Raw genomic sequence first — 18411 nt, forward strand, 5'->3', positions numbered from 1 at the left:
TTTTCTATTATTCCCATTTATTGAAGGATTAAAACCTTTTTTAATAACAACCAGAAACAATTATCCAATTATCCTACTGTTTTTGAAGGTCTCTCAATTTGTGTTTGACCCGTCCAACGAAATGTAGACCATTCAGGTACATGCTGATCAAGTCTAGCTACAACTACGGTCATATCATCAAGTATCTCTCCATGATTTTGGCGAACAATCGCCTCGAATAAACAATCCGCTATATCTTGGGGATCGTCCGTCTGCATGTTTTGTATATTTCGTTTCATCCAAAGCTCTTTATTGTTAGCTAATCCAGGCGCATCGTAAATTCCATCACTCATCATAATGATAATATCATTGGGTTGCATTTGCATTTCTATTATATCAACATCAATTTCATGTAAAATACCTACAGGTAAGTTATTTTCAGATATCGTTATCACTTCATCTCCTCGTTTAATGAAACTAGGAGTAGATCCAATTTTTAAAAATGTGGTTTTTGCAGTATATAAATCAATTAATGCCAAATCAATGGTTGCAAACATTTCATCAGAGGATCTTAAAAACAGTACAGAATTCACTGATTTAATTGCAATCTTTTCATCCATACCTGACTGAAGCAATTGTTCAAGAATACTTAGAGCGGTTCTACTTTCTTTATGTGCGCGTATTCCATTCCCCATTCCATCACTTATGGAAACGGCAAACTTCCCAATCCCCAACTCAGAAATGCTGTAATTATCACCTGAGAGCAATTCCCCTCCTTTTGCAACTTCTGTTGCACCTGTAATCACTTCATATTGTTTAGCAGATGCAAAGGTAACTACATGATAACCTTCCTTCACTAACTCCTCTTTTAACACAGCTATATTTTCTCCCAATATATTTGATAAAAGAGGGGCTATGATTTTACGGCTTTCGTCAAAACCGTTTGTATATTGATGTACCATTTCAATATCCACATTACCTTGATCCAAGCTTATGATATCCACACTATAGATGGATAGTCCTAACTCCTCTAAGGCTTGGCGGATTTGTTCCTCTTGCAAGTTTAATTCTTGACCCTCTCTTTTAATTTCATCAGCCAAATCCTCCATCACTTGTGAGACACCTATAAGTTGGTCTGCAACAATCTGTCGACTATCTTGAATCTGTTGCTTCCATCGTACATCTTGTTTTAACATATCATAATGGTTTTTCATGACTTCTAACATTTGTTCTGTTTTTATGCAGCTATTTTTCCATTCTATAGGGATGTCTCTTTTCCCAATATTAGGATTACCTTCTATTTGCGCCAACATATCATTCATATAATTATAAGTTCTATTGAACTTCCCTTCCCAGCACTGTTTTTGCCTCCAGCAAGTCGTACATGTTCGTTGGAAAACAGAATCTAACATCATTCCTATCTGCTCATCATTACCTTTATTGATATCATTTTCACCTAGTTGCACAAAACTACTGGATAACTGTCGAAATGTTTCAGAAAATTGCCCTACTCTTTGAGCTGTTAACTCTCTTACTTTTTTAGCATAGTCAACCTGTGTTTTAACATGTTCTTTTGTACCAGGTACATATTTCGCAATGGTTTGAATAAAACTTTTCGGTGTTAATAAAAACAGTACGATTGCAGCTAATGTTTGCCAAATGGACACTAAAATTTCAGTTTGTTGGCTATTGTACATTGCTAATATTGAAGTACCTAACAACATTCCTATAGCCACTGCTAGCTTATTTCCCTCCTTTACTAAACCTGCTAATAATCCAGAAAAAGCTAATAGGCTAATTTGATGAACAGCATTTATATTTGCTAAGCTAAGTATAATACCTGAAACGACCCCAATAGATGCACCTAATGAAGCTCCGCCAACCAATGCGAATAATAAAACGAGATATCTGGACAATACTTGCTCAACTGAAATATCTGCAATAAACCATCCAACCGCCCCTGTAAGAACAGAAGCAATTAATATAGTAAGACAAATCACTTCTTCGTTTTTTAATTGATACTTTTTTTTAGTCAATGTGAATATAGACACCGCTTGTATAAAAATCAGTGTTAAAATAAAACTTAACACAGACTCTACAATAACGGACATTCCTCCATACCATGTAAATCCTTTAAACAAAAATAAATAAAATGCATGAACAAAAAAGCTGGTTAAAAATATGATGATAGGGGCATATGATAAATCCCTTTTTTCTAATTTTTCAAACCCCATTTGTAAAAAATAGAAAACCAACATTTGCACAATAATAGCATTTGAGATCATAAAGGATGATGATATTGCACCAATGCTTAAACAAAGGCCTGTCCAATAAACTAAGTCTCTACGCAAATAATAGAGAACACCAAAATATGAAATAGCAAAGGGGGAAAATTGCTCTAGAATAACCGAACGTCCTAATAAAAATGCCATCACTAAAAGTAATATCGTTGTTTTTTGATTTTTAAGAAGCTGCATTAGGGAATTTTCCAGCGTCATTTTATAAAATGACGTTTTGATCATGTTATACTTTCTAGATTTCAACTGAACCGGAGGAATTAATTTCATACTTTTTGCACCACCTATATAGAGATAAGTGTCTCTAGTATATTAGGTATCTACTAGAAAGTTTGTCAAAATGAGGTAGTAGTTTCAAAAAAAAAACCGACAAAAAAGACCTGGTTTCATATCAGACTCCTGTATAGTTGCAAATTAATCCATCATAAACGCCATTTTATTAAATATTTGTGTCGATAATAATAAAAAAACCACAAATTGGAATTTAATTTTTACAAAAAAATAAAAAAAAGTGCTTTGATCAGCACTTTTCCATTTATATGATTAAGAGCGTTTAGCTCCTTTTCTTCCTCGTCTGTCATTTTTCTTTTGATTTAAAGAAGACATGCGTTCTTCACTGTCTTTTAAAAACTTTACCATTTGATCTTCAAAGGAAAGATTTAATTTTTTAGGTTTAGATCTAGCACCTCTCTGCTGTGGACCCCTTTGTGCACCTCTCTGTGGTTGTGAGGGTTTATCTACAGCCTTTCGAATAGATAGTCCAATTTTACCATCCTTCACTTCAATCACTTTCACAGTTACAACATCATCTACTTTTAGATGATCACTCACACTTTTCACGAAATTATCTGCAATTTCTGAAATGTGTACTAGTCCAGTGACTCCCTCAGATAATTCCACAAAAGCTCCAAAATTTGTTATACCAGTAACTTTTCCCTGCAACTTGGTGCCTACTTCAATTGACATAAAATAAATTGTTCCTCCCTTAAAAATATAAGAAAACCACCTGTTGGTGACCTTTCAGTTATCGTTTAATACATCACCATTTTTAAATAACAGATCAAATGTAAACATTTTATTCGTAGGTACTATCAGTAGTATTATAGTATTCAGAGTATATCTAGTCAATAACTCATTACTTCCATTTAATTCACTTAGTTAGTATTAAAAGCGTTTCACCTTCTTGTGTCATTTGTAAATCTTTTCTAACTCTTTGTTCAATATATTCAGGATCCTGTAAACGTGTGATTTCATTATGATATTGATCATTTAATTTTTGTGTTTCAGTTAATTCCTCATCAAGAAGGATACGCTGTTCATTTTTTTCATCCAATACCTGAACTTGATTCCATATTGTCATTGTCGCCCAGCTCATAAAAGAAATTAAAATTACCATCAATAACTTGAATCGCCTTCTAAATCCAATGTTTGGTTTTATTTCCTGAGCCTGACGTCCATTCATCTAGAATCCTCCTGATTCATACATTTTATCGCCTTGTAAATCTTTTTATAATAGGATGTAGCCATTTTAGTATATTTGCTTTAAATGGTTTTAGCAACCAGTTTAAAACCCTCCAAATTGGATACAACAATTGTAACATAAATTTGCAAAGGAAAATAGAGATAGCCATAATAATACCTAACAAAATGAGTGTACACCTATATATCATCTTAAGAGGAATGATGATAATAATAGAAAATAATTTTTTTACAAAACGAATAAGTGCTTTCATCCATCCAATCATTAATATTACTATTTTAATCGTTAATGGACTAAAATAAACATAGTGAAAGAAGATTCCGAGCGTTAGTCCAAGAAATACGTATAAACGAACTTCTCCTGAATTACTTAAATACAACATTCTGAAGACAAACAAAGTAGATAGTATCCAATATACAATATCTAAAGACGAAATGAGCCATCGACGAAAATGAAATTGAGACGCTACAACGCGGTATATATCATATATAATTCCTAACATCATACCACTTATTATCATCGTCAACAGGGAAATAAACTGAGAAGAAAGACTCACTTGAATAACTTGCTAATAAAGCCTCTAGGTTTTGAGCTTGTAGCGTCTAAATATGCGGTTGTATTCACTCTTCCTTCTATTGCAACTAAACCTTGCTCTAAATTTAAGTTTTTAATATGCAAGTCTTCCCCTGTCACAGTTAAAAAACCATATTCTGTATCCAACAAAAACTCCTGACTATCAAAACTCTCTACGTTTTTCACTCCAGATATTTCAAGAAGTTTTCTATTTAGCATTTTTATTTCTTGTCTTTTTTGTCCCGTTTGCTCTTTCATAGCATGTACCCCCCTTCTATCATTACCTTATGGGACAAAGCTCAATTTTAGAACAACTAAAATAACCCACAAAAGTAAAGACAAAGGTAAACCATCTAAGAACGCACCTAAAAAAGAGACTAATTAAATAATCAGTCTCTTTCTCTTAAAATATACCATCTTTAGATTTGTTCATTTCTTCTTTTAAAACAGTATACATTTCACTCGCTTCATCTTTTCGAGATGTTTCCGAAATTTTATGAATACGAACTGTCACTGTTTTTTGCCCAAAATGAATAGTTAACTCATCATTCTCTCTTATCGAACTGCTTGCTTTAGCAACTTTACCATTGATCCATACTCTTCCCTGATCAGTTACCTCTTTAGCGATTGTTCGACGTTTTATGAGTCGGGAAACTTTAAGAAATTTGTCTAACCGCATTATTTTACGGCTTCTTTAAGTTTGTTACCCGCCTTAAATGCTGGGACTACAGTCTCAGGAATTGTAATTTCCTTACCTGTTTGAGGATTACGACCTACACGACCTGCACGTTTACGAGTTTCAAACGTACCAAATCCAATAAGTTGTACTTTATCTCCAGCTGTTAAGGCACTTGTTACTTCTCCAAGAAATCCATTAAGAACTGTTTCAACATCTTTTTTTGATAATCCACTTTTTTCTGAAATATTACTCACTAAATCAGCTTTGTTCATTTTAAGAAACCTCCTAATATTATACGGTATATCATTTTTTTTGAAAGATAACCTTTCCCGGTTTAACTATTTCTTTATTTTTAAGGAAAATCCTGCTGAAAAGTATATTTTTTTTAAATATACTACTATTGGACTATTTTTTTAAACCTTTTGATTTTGCTTTTTGCCAAATTTCTTCCATTACTTGTATACTAGTCTTGTCAATTTCTTCCCCTCTTAAACGTATTTCCTTCTCAATATAGGAAAATCTGTAAAAAAACTTTTGATTTGCCAAACTAATGGCCTCATCAGGATCAATTTTTAAAAAACGAGATAAGTTGATTAAAGAAAACAATACATCACCAAGCTCCTCTTTTTTGCGATCTGCTTCATTAGAAGTTTGAATCTCTTCTTTTAGCTCGTTAATCTCTTCAGCTACTTTATCAAATACTTGATCAATCGTCTCCCAATCAAATCCAACTTTTGCCGCTCTTTTTTGATACTCCACCGCTTTCATCAAGCTTGGCAAACCACTGGGTATACCTGATAATAGGGATAAGTTTTCAACATCCAACCCTTTTCTCTTCTTCTCTTCTGTTTTCATCTGATCCCAATTTTGCAAAGCTTCTTCTGAATTGCTGGCTGAAGTATTTCCAAAAACATGAGGGTGTCTACGTATCAACTTCTCATTTAATCCTGAAACTACATCTTCAATCGTAAAACTGCCTAACTCATCTTCCATTTGTGCATGCAACATTACCTGCATTAATAGGTCACCAAGCTCTTCACACATGGCTTCAGGATCTTGCTCATCAATCGTTTCTATTACCTCATAGGTTTCTTCAATTAAATTTTTCCTTATGCTTTGATGAGTTTGCTCCCTATCCCAAGGGCATCCTTCAGGACTCCTTAGTATATTTACAATTTCACGCAATCGATCAAAACTTTGATTGAGCAACTTTTCATCAGAACTGGACGGTACCCAAATGAGGGATAGGTTACCGTACGTTTGATCATGATCTAATTCATACAAAGGAATTTTACGAATCTCCTCTTGCCCTTCAACACCTAACGCATGACCAACTACTACTTCATAATCGTCTGGGTAAATCTCCATTAAAGTTAATTTCACATCTGAAGCCACAAAAGAATCATAAATTTGTGCAATGATGGTATGTAGTTGTGGTTGTAGCATCGAAGATTTCAGATTGGTGGCATCCAACAATTGGAATCCGTCGATTGGATCGAAACCAAACCTTAAAAAAGATTGGTCAAGAAAGCTCTCCCCACCTAAAATATGTAGTTCTATTGCAAACTCCTCACATTGTTTTTTTAATAATTGAACGGTAGATTCTGCAATCATAGGGTGCCCTGGAACAGCATATACAACATCTTTTTTGTTAGTTAAAACAGTCTTTATTAGTTCCTTAACAATGGCATCATATACTTCAGGGAAGGAATCAAAAGATTCATATAGGTGATCAAAGGAATGGAAACTAATTTTATTTTCTTCTAAAAAATGCACAACTGGATGATGTTTCGTTCTTAAATAAAGTTGCTCAGATAGTTCAATTTTCCTCCAAATCCCTAAGCTAAGTTGATTCTCATCTCCTGATCCTAAACCAACAATGGTGATAGACAAGGGCATAGTTTCACTTCCTAAATTTAATTTTAACGAGCAATGTTCTAATTTTATTACCTAAACTTGGCATATGGTTCAAATCATCCTCACTAATTGCGGTTGTAATAAAAAGACTTAATAAATAAACCAACGCACCAAAAAACACAGATAATAATGAGATCACTGTAGCATTCAAGCGGTGTCCTAACTCCATTAGGACGTGTGAAAAAACAAACTGAAACCCAACATTAATAAGATAGATGGTTACACCCATCAAAAAAATAGAAAGAACTGGTTTCAGCAAATAATTTGATAAATTGAATGAAAACTTCGTTTTTCTTCTTAATGTTATCAAATTTAAAATACTTGCAACAAGAAAAGCTAGTACTGTTGATAATGCAGCCCCTTCAATCCCCCAGACTGCAACAAATAGAACGTTTAACAAGATCTTTATTATCGCTGCAATCAAAAGATTGACAGCAGGAATTACTGGAGACCCTATACCTTGTAAAATACTTGTAGAAATAATATTTAACACACTAAATACAATCGTAAAGGATAAGATGGAGGCATTTAACGTTCCCAATTCATTTTCAAATAGCATAGTGGAAATAGGTTTAATACAAAAAAACAACCCAAAAGATGCAGCAATTCCAATTAGCCAAGTAATACGAATTGATAATTCAGTATGTATCTTCATTTTATCGAACTGACCTTGTAGCTTATATTGTGCCATCAGAGGCACAAGTGCAACGGATATAGAGCTGAAAATCATAGAAACCAATTGTACTAATGTTAGTCCACGGGCATAAATGCCAAATTGCTCTATTGCCTGTGATTCATTTAAACCATGAAATACTCTTATCAATCTTGGTATTGTAAAGGAGTCAACTATACCCAGAAATGGCACGACAATAGCACCTAAGCACACAGGTATTGCATAACCCATGAGTTTTTTACTAATCTTCCCAACAGAATTGGAATTGGATTTAGTTGTAGTATAATCTATTTGAAGATTATTTTTTTCTATAGTCCATATCACGATGATAACCATTAACCCGGCTAAAGCACCCACTGTTGAACCAAAAGTTGCTCCTGCCGCAATCGACTCATTAGAATAGCCTCGAGAGGTAAAAAGCAATAATAAAACAATCATTGTGATAACACGTATAGTTTGCTCAGTAAGTAAAGAAATAGCTGTAGGTAACATGTTTTGTTTACCTTGAAAATAACCTCTTATTGCTGACATTATGGGTACAAATAACAAAGCAAAAGAAATGCTTTGAATAGCTTTTACGGTATGCATATTATCTATTGCTTTTGCAATGACAGGTGCTCCAAAAAATAGAAGTGAAAAAAAGAGCAATCCAGATAAAAATAAAATAATACTGGATACTTTTAAAATTTTAACCGCTTCTGCTTCATCATTTCTTTCCAGACTTTCAGAGACAAATTTTGAAATAGCAACTGGAAAACCTGCTGTAGCTAGAAAAATAATCAAAGTATATATAGGAAATACTGCACTATAAATACCAAATGCCTCATCTCCACCTATATTTTGCATTGGAATTTTTTGAAGTGTACCAAGTAGCTTGGATATAATAGCCGCTGCTCCTAATATGGTCACACCTCTAAGTAAAGTGGATCTTGGCATTTCTTTCTCCTAACTATAAATATCCTTAGTGAATAATCAACTTTTTAAACATCATATATTATATAGGAAAAAAGAAAAAGCTTCCAACATAAGTGGGAAGCTTTCACTAATTTAATGACACATTAATGTTCAATTTGTTTGCCTAGAAACCCAGCTGCCGTTTCAACCATTTTGACTTCCATATCACTCATTTTTGAATCATCTTCTTTACTTGCTAAAATGACTGTTCCAATTGGATCGCCGCCTGTAACAATTGGAGAGATAACAATGGAGGAAAAGTTTTCTCGCATATCCTTACATACTTCATATTCTCCAGTTGTATCATGGAAAATTGTTTTACGCTGTTCCATGCTTTCTTCAAGTAATGAACCAATACGCTTTTCCAAATAATCTTTTTTTGCTCCACCTGAGACTGAGATGATCGTATCGCGATCAGAAATGATTGCAATATGATTTGTACTTTCAAACAGAGATTCAGCATATTCCCGTGCAAAATCACCCAATTCCCCTATTGGTGAGTATTTCTTTAATATGACCTCACCATCTCGATCAACAAAAATCTCTAATGGATCTCCTTCTCTAATTCTTAAAGTACGACGAATTTCCTTTGGTATCACAACTCTGCCTAGATCATCTATGCGACGAACAATTCCAGTTGCTTTCATGTTCATGATGCCTCACTTTCACGGAAGATTTTATTTAAACTGGATATCTTTTGTGTTGGGTTTACGTCCATAGTATTCATCTTCTCCCAAATTCTTATACACAAAAAGTTAACAAAATATGATCATTTTTGGTTCACTGGTAGCTTTTGTTGATACTTAGAATTTGAAAAACTTATCAATTCTTAAGTTATAAAAAAGGAAGATCTTTTCTTGTTAAAATGAGGACATCACTCATCCAAACAAAAAGATCTTCCTTACATACTGTTCTGAGACTTCTTTTACTAATAACCTATGGAATACTTACCCCGGTAATGAGATCAGAAACCTCTGTTGTACTATAATCTTGAAGCTCCTGTTGTACTAAACTTGTAATGAGTCCTTCTTTCACGTCGTCAAAGGACAATTCCGTACGATTATCTACTTTAATAATGTGATAACCATAAACGGTTTTTACTGGCTCCCCAATTTCACCAATGGGCTGTGCAGCAGCTGCGAGTTTAAACTCTTCCACCCAATTATTGATATTTGCATTTTCGTAAGTACCACCATTATTTTTGGAGCCTTCATCCTCTGAATATTCTTTAGCTAATGCTCCAAAATCTTCCCCTTCATCCAACTTTGCTTTAATCTCATCCATAATTTCCAGAGCTTCTTCTTCAGTCCGGATTTCTTCCCCTGTTCCAGGATCGTTCGTTTTAACCAATATATGACTTACAGTAGCTTCAACCCACTGAGTTGGATTATCTTTTAAAATACGATCATACTCCGCTTTCACTTCCTTCTCAGAAATATCTTTTCTTAGCACTTCCTGAGAAATGTTAGAGATATAAATAAAATTTTTAAAATCTTCCTCTTCTATACCTGCATCTTTTAATCCAGTATTCCACGAACCTTCTCCATTTGTAACTTCATATTGTGATTTGAATTCTTCTAAATTTGTTTCTGATATTGTTTGTTGTTCCTTTTTCGTTTCTTCATCTGCCTCTTCACCCAATAATTCAAAGGCAATTAGCTGCTTAACTAAATTGTCACTAAAACCTGGTGTTGACTGAAGTTGATCTACATATTCAGGTGTATATAATAACTTCATTACACCTATAAAATCATTATACTCCTCTAAAGTTATTTCCCCGCCTTCATATTCTGCTACGTTATTTTTATCCTTTGTTGGATCAAATGTTTCTACTTGGTCCGTGCTTCCGTTATCTTCACTTGTATCATTTTTTTCATTATCGTCTTGTCCACATGCACTAATGATTAATACTAGTGATAAGGAAAGTAATAACCCTGTCATCCATTTTAATTTACCTTGCTGCATTTTGTAGTTCCTCCTTATTTTTAAACACTTCTTTATATTTTACCAAAAATTGTTCCATCAAATCTAGAATTTGATCAGACTCGAGTCCTTTTCCTTTTATAACAATTTGTATTTTTTGTCCAGGGATAAGTTTAATTTTACCCTGATACTGTGAACTTAATTTAAACAGTTTTTGTCCATCAATTTTGCCATTTTGCGAATCATCCATCTGCATCACGATATCATCATTCTTTCTAGTAATAGAAGCAATGGAGTACATTAATCCATACGCTTTTAGCTTAGCTACTTCCAGTAAATTAGAAACCGCATCCGGAATGTCACCAAAACGGTCTACAAGCTCGTCGTACAGATCATTCACTTCGTCTAACTCCCGCATTGATGCTACTTTTTTGTAAATTTCAATTTTTTGCATACTATCATAAATATACTCTGGTGGAATATAAGCATCAATTCCAATATCAATTTGTGTAATGATTTCCCTCACAGGTTCGATCACATCGCCATGCAACGCGGCTTTTTTCTTAGAAATTTCATCCGCTAACATTTGCGAATATAAATCAAATCCAACGGAAGCGATAAATCCATGTTGTTCTGCTCCTAATAAATTTCCTGCTCCACGAATGGAAAGATCTCTCATTGCAATTTTAAATCCTGATCCAAGCTCAGTAAATTCCTTAATTGCTTGCAATCTTTTTTCAGCCACTTCATTCAGAACCTTATCTCTTTGATAGGTCAAATAAGCATAGGCCACTCTATTGGATCGGCCAACTCTTCCTCTTAATTGATAGAGTTGTGATAATCCCATCTTATCTGCATCATGGACAATCAACGTATTTACATTTGGAATATCTACACCCGTTTCTATAATGGAAGTGCTCACAAGCACATCATATTCACCATCTAGAAAATCCAGAATTGTTTTTTCCAATTCTTGTTCTGACATTTTGCCATGACTAACCGTAACTCTAGCGTCTGGAACAAGAGCAGATATTTGTTCAGCCATTTGAGAAATACCTTGCACACGATTAAATAAATAATATACTTGTCCATTCCTCGCTAATTCTCTTTCAATGGCTTCTCTGACAAGCGTATGACTATGTTCCACAACATAAGTCTGTACAGGAAATCTATTCTCAGGAGGTGTTTCTATAACAGATAAATCCCTAACACCCAGCATTGACATATGTAGAGTTCTTGGAATTGGTGTGGCAGTTAAGGTCAATACGTCTACATTGGTTTTTAATCGTTTCAATTTTTCTTTATGGGATACGCCAAATCGCTGCTCCTCATCTACGATAAGTAGACCCAAATCTTTAAATACAATATCTGCAGATAATAAACGATGTGTACCGATGACAACATCTACTGTTGCATTTTTTATACCTTTCATCGTTTCCTTTTGCTCTTTTCTGCTTCTAAAACGACTTAACACATCAATTTTAATTGGATATCCGTTAAATCGCTCTTGAAAAGTTTCAAAATGCTGATGTGCTAAAATGGTTGTAGGAACTAAAATAGCCACTTGTTTTCCTTCCATTGCAGCTTTAAATGCTGCACGAATCGCCACTTCAGTTTTACCATATCCAACATCACCACACAATAACCGATCCATTGGTTGTCTTTTTTCCATATCCGCTTTTATTTCTTGAATGGACTTTAGTTGATCTGCGGTTTCCTCATAAGGAAACATACTTTCAAAGTCTGCCTGATATGTAGTATCTTTATTAAAACTATAACCTTCAGACTCTTGTCTTGCTGCATACAGCTTAATGAGGTCATCTGCTATATCTTTAACGGAAGTACGAGCCTTATTTTTTGCTTTTGCCCATTCTGTACCCCCTAGTTTGTATAACTTTGGCTCTTTATCTTCAGAACTCACATATTTTTGTACAAGATCAAGTTGATCAATCGGTATGGAAAGCTTATCATCATTTGCGTACATAATATGAATATAATCTTTATGAATTCCGTTAATCTCTAATGTGCCAATACCTACATATTTTCCAATCCCATGATTGACATGAACAACATAGTCACCTAGTTTTAAATCTAAGTAACTTTTAATTTTTTCTGCATTTTCAACCCTTTTATTCGTTTTTCTAATTTTTCGATGTTTTTTGTTAAACATTTCCTCTTCTGTAATAACAGCAAGATGTGCAGAAGGAAACTCAAATCCACTTGTTAGATTATGGTTCGTAATACTGGGTTCTTCAATATGATAATCCCCCAAAACTCGCCTAACCTTTTCAATTCTTTCCTCACCATTTGCTAGAATCACTACCTCTGTCCCTGCTTTTTTCCAACGTTCAATTTCTGATTTTAAAACATTCATTTGACCATGGAAATTCTGCATAGGACGGCAGGTAAAATTAACAATATTTTGCGGATGAGCATGAGGAATCTGCCTTAAAAACAAAGAGAAATAAACCATTGGGAACGGCTTGGATTTCATAATGGTATTATATTCTGCGGCAAGAGCAAAAGCAGGAATAGTCCGTCCATGTTCTAGTAGAGTTGTAATGGATTCTGCTTCATCTTTCTCGATTTGTTTCACAGTTTCAAACAAACGTAAAGGCTCATCGACTACGATGAGTGAGTCTTCTGGCATATAATCCAACAAAGTTTTTCGTTCTGGATAAATGAATGTACTGTATTTGTAAATATCTTTAAAATAAGATTCATTCTTTAAAGAATCTATTTCACTAGTAATCGATGAGGAAATTTTTTCCTTTAGTTGCGAATCATTTATTTTGTTTAAATATTCATCTAGTACACTTTTTGCATGTTGAGCTGCATTCTGAAATCTGTGTTCTTCTGCAATTAACTCCTCACAAGGAGTAATCACAATCGAGGATACTTTTTCTATGGATCTCTGATCAGATATATCAAATGACCTTATAGAATCGATTTCTTCATCAAATAATTCAATGCGAAAAGGAGTCAAAGAAGTCATGGGATAAAAATCGATAATACCACCACGAATACTCATATCCCCTTTAGCTTCAACTCGCTCTACTCTTTCGTAACCTAGTAAAGTCATTTGTTTTTTAAATACTTCTAGATCCAGTTCCTCTCCCACTCCCAATTGAATATGGGCATCCTTCATTGCTTCTGGTGTTGGAAGGAACTTTCTAATTCCAGCATAAGGTGAAATAAGAATACCTCTAAAACCAAGCGAGCATCTTGATAATACCTCAAGCCTTTGCGCAATCATTTCCGGACTTGCAACAGCGGATTCTGTTAGAGTCAACTCGTTTGCAGGATATAAAAGAAGATCAGAATCCGAAAAGCACTCTTTAAGATCTTCGTATATTTTCTGTGCTTGAAATAGATTATGTGTCACTATCATCATAGGTTTATTCATTTCTGAATACATTGCGGCTAATACCATTTGTCTTGAAGAACCAACCAAACCTGATACGAGCTGCTCTTTCATATTAGAGTGTATTCCATTAATGATAGACTGTACGTTGGTATCTTCAGTAAATGATTGAATAATTCTTTTCAAATTCTACCCCCCTCACACTAAAAGAAGCCTCAGCTAAAACCTGCTAAGACTATAAAACCAGTTTAGTCAATGTTCATATTATCCATAAAAAGTGAATCTATTGCAATGGATTGGATATTAATGATAGCTCTGGATTTTTATCTAGTGCTTCTTTACAATAATCACACACTACTTTAACGGTGATATCACCATGCTGATTGTATGAAACCATATCATTTCTTTCTTCAGGAGTTAACAAATGAAATCCTAGACGCATTTCATTTACTTCCCCGTTTGAAATCTCACCTATTTTGGTTTGACAGTGACGACAAATATATTTTACTGACATAAATCATAATGCCTCCCGACATGTGAATTATTATCAGTATGTTCAACTGTTTATGTTTTTAGCCAAATTCAGTTAATTAAACTTTGCCATCGTTTTTTCAAATGGTTCTTCTAGTGCATGTGTTAATGCATTACAAGATTTTGAGATCATTTCATTCAAAATCTCCAATTCATTTTTATTAAAGTTAGATAGGACATAGTCAGAAACAGAATACCCTTTAGGAGGGCGTGAGATACCTACTCTTATTCGATTAAAAGATTGAGTACCCGTATGTTCAATTATGGATTTAACACCGTTATTTCCGCCGGCGCTACCTTTATATCTCAATCTCATTTTCCCAAATTCTGTATCTAAATCATCATATACAACAATCATATCTTCTATGTCTACTTGATAATAATCCATGTAAGCTCTTACCGCTTCACCTGAAAGGTTCATATATGTCATCGGTTTAATTAACACTACTTTTTGACCTTTTATATTTCCCTCCCCTATTAATGATTTACATTTATTCTTAGAGATTTTAATATCATTTAATGCAGCAAATCGGTCGATGATCATAAACCCAAGATTGTGTTTTGTGTTTTCATATAATTTACCAGGATTACCTAATCCTACGATCCATTTCACGCTTTTATACCTCATTTTAATTGTTAGTTTTATTTTTAATACGATTTTTTAACTTGTTAGCGTATCCTTTTTTTGTCGTTTGCTTTACTCTCGCAATAGCAACACTGTCTTCATCCACATCCTCTGTTAATGTGGAACCAGCAACAACATAACTGCCTCTTCCAATTTTAATAGGTGCAATTAAGTTAGCATTGCTACCTATAAATGCCTCATCCGCGATTTCTGTTATATGTTTGCGATAACCATCATAATTTACGGTCACTACACCGCATCCAATATTCACATTTTTTCCCACTTTTGCATCACCAACGTAACTTAAATGAGATATCTTACTATGATGGTCAATGGTTGCATTTTTTATTTCTACAAAATCACCGATTTTTACATGTTCACCAATCTTAGAGCCTGGTCTTAAGTAGGCAAATGGTCCTATATTAGTGTGACTTTCAATTGAAGATTCAACTACTACAGATTGTTTTATTGTAACATAATCGCCAACTGTTGTGTTTTGTATTTCAGAGTTCGGACCTATGATACAGGAGGAACCAATATGACTATTTGCTGTTATTCTTGCCCCTGGCAATAGTGTGGTATCCATTCCAATCGTGACCTCTGCCTCAACATAGGTATTCACAGGATCAATAACGGTAACTCCATTTCTCATATGTTGTTGAAGAATGCGATCTCTCATAATTTTTTCTGCTTGTGCTAACTGAACACGATCATTAATCCCAAAAGATTCATTTGAATCTTTTAAAACATAACCTTCAATCTTTTCGTTCTGTTGTTTTAATATGCCAATAATATCTGTTAAATAATACTCCTCTTGGGCATTATGATTTGTTACTTGATTCAAGGCCTGAAAAAGTTTCTTATTGTTTACACAATACGTACCAGTATTTATTTCTTTTATTTCATTTTCCTCTGTAGAACAATCTTTTTGCTCAACAATACGTGTAACATATTGATTGTCCCCTCTTACAATTCTGCCATAACCATGAGGGTTATCCAATTCTGCAGTTAATATAGTCGCTGCTGCGTTTGTATCTTTATGAACTTCTATTAATTTAGTTAGTGATTCGGCTGTGATTAATGGTCCGTCTCCATTAATAATGAGCGTAACTCCCTCTTCGTTCTCCAATAAAGATTTTGCCTGCAACACAGCATGACCAGTGCCTAGTTGCTTCTCTTGAACCACATATTCAACTTCATCACCTAAATAAGATCGTATTGCTTCCCCTTCATGTCCAATTACAGTAACAATTCTTTTACAATCTATTCCCTTCAATACATCTATCACGTGCCCTACCATCGGTTTCCCACAAACAGGATGTAATAATTTATGTAATTTTGACTTCATTCTTGTGCCTTTGCCAGCTGCCAATACAATTGATAAAAGTTCCAAATCTAAAACCCTTCCTTTACTTTGCATTTATACTATAAGTATTAATTTTTATTATCTTTGTTACCTTATTTTCATGTCCCAAAAACAAATTTTGTTAATCGGTTTATATTATACAAAAAAGAACCAAATAGAATATGAAAATAAGATAAATATTTAACAACTTGAATGTTACAAACGTTTTTCCTATATTCATGATAACATACAAAGCTATGTATGTTGATAAAGTGAAAAGAGAGCATTAAGCTCTCTTTTCACTTTGTTCTTATGCTCCCTCTTCAATTACTCCATCTTCCTCTGAAGAAGCATTGTCATATTCTTCTAATACTGCTAGCTGAATCTTCTCACGAGTCGGTGAAGATATTGGATGAGCAATATCTCTAAACTCTCCATCCGGGGTTCTTTTGCTTGGCATCGCTACAAACATCCCATTGTTCCCCTCGATAACTCGAATATCATGAACAACAAATTCGTTATCAATAGTGATCGATGCAATCGCCTTCATTCTTCCTTCGGAATTAACTCGGCGGAGTCTTACATCAGTAATTTGCACTTGTGTTCACCACCTTTTATTAAAAAGACTTGGTTAATACTTCCACAAATCTATGAAAATTCCTTCTTTTTTTCTAAAAATTTTAAAGTTTTTGTGACAAAAACATAAATCTCCCATAAAAAATGTAAATTTCATAAAATAATGGTTATTAATCCATTATTTTATGAAATAATTTTATACATAGACAACCAACTCTATTTCCACCAATACATCCTTTGGAAGTCTTGCAACTTCTACGGCTGAACGAGCAGGCTTGTGATCGCCAAAATAAGATGCATAAATTTCATTCACATCTATGAAAAAATTCATGTCTTTTAAAAACACAGTCGCTTTTACAACGTTTTGAAATGATGCCCCTGCTTCCTGTAAAACGGCTTCTAAATTTTTAAACACTTGATGAGTCTGCTCTTTAATACCACCTTCTACAATGTTTCCATTCACATCAAGAGGGATTTGGCCAGAGGTATAAATAAAACGTTCCACTTTTACAGCTTGAGAATAAGGTCCTATTGCCTTTGGTGCAGAATCAGTATGTACAAATTGTATTGTCATGGTATATCATAATCTCCTTTATTATTTTCAAAATAATTGCCAGGGCAAACAGAGATTTTTTTGGATTTTAATTCAACGCTTGTTATTTTAGCAAGTGAAACATAATCTGTAATTAAATTTTCTTCGTAACCCTTTTCCCTTGATTCAACAAAAACACCTACACCAACAACTTTGGCATTAAATTCTTCCAATAAATCCTTCATTCCTTGAACGGTTCCGCCCGCTTTCATAAAATCATCAATAATTAATACTTTTGATTGTTCATTCAAAGCTCTTCTGGAAAGAGTCATCATTCTTATTTTTTTATTAGATCCAGAAACATAATTAATACTTACAGCAGAACCTTCCGTCACTTTATTGTCTCTTCTTACAATTACAACTGGTATGTTTAAATAGGAAGCAACCGCATAAGCTAAGGGAATCCCTTTTGTCTCAACGGTCATAATCACATCAATTTCTAAGTTTGAAAATATAGATGCAAACATCTTTCCAATTTCATTTATGTATACAGGTTGTCCTAATATATCAGACATATATAAATACCCGCCCGGCAAAATTCGTCCTGGTTCCTCGAGAAGTTGACAAATCTTCTTTATCATTTCAAGAGATAAGTCTTTAGGAATTTGGGGGATGTATTTCACTCCTCCTGCAGCCCCAGCTAAAGTATGGAGTCTACCCAAACCTTCTGATTCAAACACCTCTTTGATAATTGCAAGATCTTCGCTCACCGACGATTTGGCAGCGTTATATCTTTCTGCAAAGGTGGTTAATGGGATGAGTAAATGGGGGTGGATTAATAAATATTGGGTCATTTCAACCAATCTCGCACTTCTTTTTAACTTCCTCATAACATCCCTTCCTGTATAAACCGAATATTAATTTTAAATATATCATTATTATACGTGTTTTTACTAAAATAAT

18 protein-coding genes are annotated in these 18411 nt (G+C 34.1%); all 18 read right to left on the reverse strand.

The genetic code is table 11. The features are described 5' to 3' along the window. Window positions 1-68: 68 nt before the first annotated feature. Window positions 69-2546 (reverse strand): stage II sporulation protein E, encoded by a 2478-nt coding sequence (spoIIE, locus tag VQL36_RS00110; protein ID WP_349247365.1) that lies wholly within the window; start codon window positions 2544-2546, stop codon window positions 69-71. A 273-nt stretch (window positions 2547-2819) separates the two neighbouring features. Beyond that, a complete protein-coding gene (locus VQL36_RS00115) occupies window positions 2820-3242 on the reverse strand; it encodes a S1 domain-containing RNA-binding protein (RefSeq protein ID WP_162038428.1) in 423 nt (140 codons plus the stop codon). Between the two features lie 184 nt (window positions 3243-3426). Beyond that, the gene (locus tag VQL36_RS00120) at window positions 3427-3738 is read right to left on the reverse strand and encodes an FtsB family cell division protein (RefSeq protein ID WP_349247366.1); all 312 of its coding nucleotides are present in this window, start codon (window positions 3736-3738) and stop codon (window positions 3427-3429) included. A gap of 25 nt (window positions 3739-3763) precedes the next feature. Next, a complete protein-coding gene (gene yabQ, locus VQL36_RS00125; protein WP_349247367.1) occupies window positions 3764-4312 on the reverse strand; it encodes a spore cortex biosynthesis protein YabQ in 549 nt (182 codons plus the stop codon). Next, a complete protein-coding gene (yabP, locus tag VQL36_RS00130) occupies window positions 4309-4587 on the reverse strand; it encodes a sporulation protein YabP (RefSeq protein ID WP_349247368.1) in 279 nt (92 codons plus the stop codon). The genes yabQ and yabP overlap by 4 nt, the downstream gene beginning before the upstream one ends. Before the next feature lie 145 nt (window positions 4588-4732). Further along, the gene (locus VQL36_RS00135; protein WP_349247369.1) at window positions 4733-5008 is read right to left on the reverse strand and encodes an RNA-binding S4 domain-containing protein; all 276 of its coding nucleotides are present in this window, start codon (window positions 5006-5008) and stop codon (window positions 4733-4735) included. After that, window positions 5008-5280 carry an HU family DNA-binding protein gene (locus VQL36_RS00140; RefSeq protein WP_160647626.1) on the reverse strand — a complete coding sequence of 91 codons (273 nt, stop codon included), beginning with the start codon at window positions 5278-5280 and terminating at the stop codon, window positions 5008-5010. The genes VQL36_RS00135 and VQL36_RS00140 overlap by 1 nt, the downstream gene beginning before the upstream one ends. A gap of 133 nt (window positions 5281-5413) precedes the next feature. After that, window positions 5414-6907, reverse strand: a complete 1494-nt coding sequence (mazG, locus tag VQL36_RS00145; RefSeq protein WP_349247370.1) for a nucleoside triphosphate pyrophosphohydrolase — start codon at window positions 6905-6907, stop codon at window positions 5414-5416. 4 nt (window positions 6908-6911) lie between these two features. After that, entirely contained in the window at window positions 6912-8534 is a 1623-nt protein-coding gene (locus tag VQL36_RS00150) for a polysaccharide biosynthesis protein (protein ID WP_349247371.1), read from the reverse strand. A 122-nt stretch (window positions 8535-8656) separates the two neighbouring features. Beyond that, window positions 8657-9199, reverse strand: coding sequence for a stage V sporulation protein T (spoVT, locus tag VQL36_RS00155; RefSeq protein WP_349251085.1), 543 nt, complete (start codon window positions 9197-9199; stop codon window positions 8657-8659). Between the two features lie 289 nt (window positions 9200-9488). Next, window positions 9489-10517, reverse strand: coding sequence for a peptidylprolyl isomerase (locus tag VQL36_RS00160; protein ID WP_349247372.1), 1029 nt, complete (start codon window positions 10515-10517; stop codon window positions 9489-9491). Then, window positions 10504-14025, reverse strand: a complete 3522-nt coding sequence (gene mfd, locus VQL36_RS00165) for a transcription-repair coupling factor (protein WP_349247373.1) — start codon at window positions 14023-14025, stop codon at window positions 10504-10506. The genes VQL36_RS00160 and mfd overlap by 14 nt, the downstream gene beginning before the upstream one ends. Before the next feature lie 97 nt (window positions 14026-14122). After that, on the reverse strand, window positions 14123-14353 hold the full coding sequence (locus VQL36_RS00170) for an anti-sigma-F factor Fin family protein (protein WP_349247374.1): 231 nt from the start codon (window positions 14351-14353) through the stop codon (window positions 14123-14125). 72 nt (window positions 14354-14425) lie between these two features. Next, window positions 14426-14983, reverse strand: coding sequence for an aminoacyl-tRNA hydrolase (gene pth / locus VQL36_RS00175; protein ID WP_349247375.1), 558 nt, complete (start codon window positions 14981-14983; stop codon window positions 14426-14428). A gap of 16 nt (window positions 14984-14999) precedes the next feature. After that, window positions 15000-16388 (reverse strand): bifunctional UDP-N-acetylglucosamine diphosphorylase/glucosamine-1-phosphate N-acetyltransferase GlmU, encoded by a 1389-nt coding sequence (gene glmU, locus VQL36_RS00180; protein ID WP_349247376.1) that lies wholly within the window; start codon window positions 16386-16388, stop codon window positions 15000-15002. A 262-nt stretch (window positions 16389-16650) separates the two neighbouring features. Then, the gene (gene spoVG / locus VQL36_RS00185; protein WP_305994244.1) at window positions 16651-16938 is read right to left on the reverse strand and encodes a septation regulator SpoVG; all 288 of its coding nucleotides are present in this window, start codon (window positions 16936-16938) and stop codon (window positions 16651-16653) included. A 174-nt stretch (window positions 16939-17112) separates the two neighbouring features. Beyond that, the gene (locus tag VQL36_RS00190; RefSeq protein WP_349247377.1) at window positions 17113-17490 is read right to left on the reverse strand and encodes a RidA family protein; all 378 of its coding nucleotides are present in this window, start codon (window positions 17488-17490) and stop codon (window positions 17113-17115) included. Then, window positions 17487-18338, reverse strand: coding sequence for a pur operon repressor (purR, locus tag VQL36_RS00195; RefSeq protein ID WP_349247378.1), 852 nt, complete (start codon window positions 18336-18338; stop codon window positions 17487-17489). Before purR ends, VQL36_RS00190 begins: the two co-directional genes overlap by 4 nt. Between the last annotated feature and the right edge of the window lie 73 nt (window positions 18339-18411).

Source organism: Chengkuizengella sp. SCS-71B (genome assembly GCF_040100845.1).
Classification (GTDB): domain Bacteria; phylum Bacillota; class Bacilli; order Paenibacillales; family KCTC-33759; genus Chengkuizengella.

Bases quoted from the DNA above. Each gene is read 5' to 3' on its own strand.
- VQL36_RS00160 (WP_349247372.1), bottom strand. From the start codon at position 10,517: ATGCAGCAAGGTAAATTAAAATGGATGACAGGGTTATTACTTTCCTTA.
- mazG (WP_349247370.1), bottom strand. From the start codon at position 6,907: ATGCCCTTGTCTATCACCATTGTTGGTTTAGGATCAGGAGATGAGAAT.
- VQL36_RS00135 (WP_349247369.1), bottom strand. From the start codon at position 5,008: ATGCGGTTAGACAAATTTCTTAAAGTTTCCCGACTCATAAAACGTCGA.
- VQL36_RS00190 (WP_349247377.1), bottom strand. From the start codon at position 17,490: ATGACAATACAATTTGTACATACTGATTCTGCACCAAAGGCAATAGGA.
- spoIIE (WP_349247365.1), bottom strand. From the start codon at position 2,546: ATGAAATTAATTCCTCCGGTTCAGTTGAAATCTAGAAAGTATAACATG.
- purR (WP_349247378.1), bottom strand. From the start codon at position 18,338: ATGAGGAAGTTAAAAAGAAGTGCGAGATTGGTTGAAATGACCCAATAT.
- VQL36_RS00170 (WP_349247374.1), bottom strand. From the start codon at position 14,353: ATGTCAGTAAAATATATTTGTCGTCACTGTCAAACCAAAATAGGTGAG.
- spoVT (WP_349251085.1), bottom strand. From the start codon at position 9,199: ATGAAAGCAACTGGAATTGTTCGTCGCATAGATGATCTAGGCAGAGTT.
- VQL36_RS00140 (WP_160647626.1), bottom strand. From the start codon at position 5,280: ATGAACAAAGCTGATTTAGTGAGTAATATTTCAGAAAAAAGTGGATTA.
- VQL36_RS00120 (WP_349247366.1), bottom strand. From the start codon at position 3,738: ATGAATGGACGTCAGGCTCAGGAAATAAAACCAAACATTGGATTTAGA.
- VQL36_RS00115 (WP_162038428.1), bottom strand. From the start codon at position 3,242: ATGTCAATTGAAGTAGGCACCAAGTTGCAGGGAAAAGTTACTGGTATA.
- yabP (WP_349247368.1), bottom strand. From the start codon at position 4,587: ATGAAAGAGCAAACGGGACAAAAAAGACAAGAAATAAAAATGCTAAAT.
- VQL36_RS00150 (WP_349247371.1), bottom strand. From the start codon at position 8,534: ATGCCAAGATCCACTTTACTTAGAGGTGTGACCATATTAGGAGCAGCG.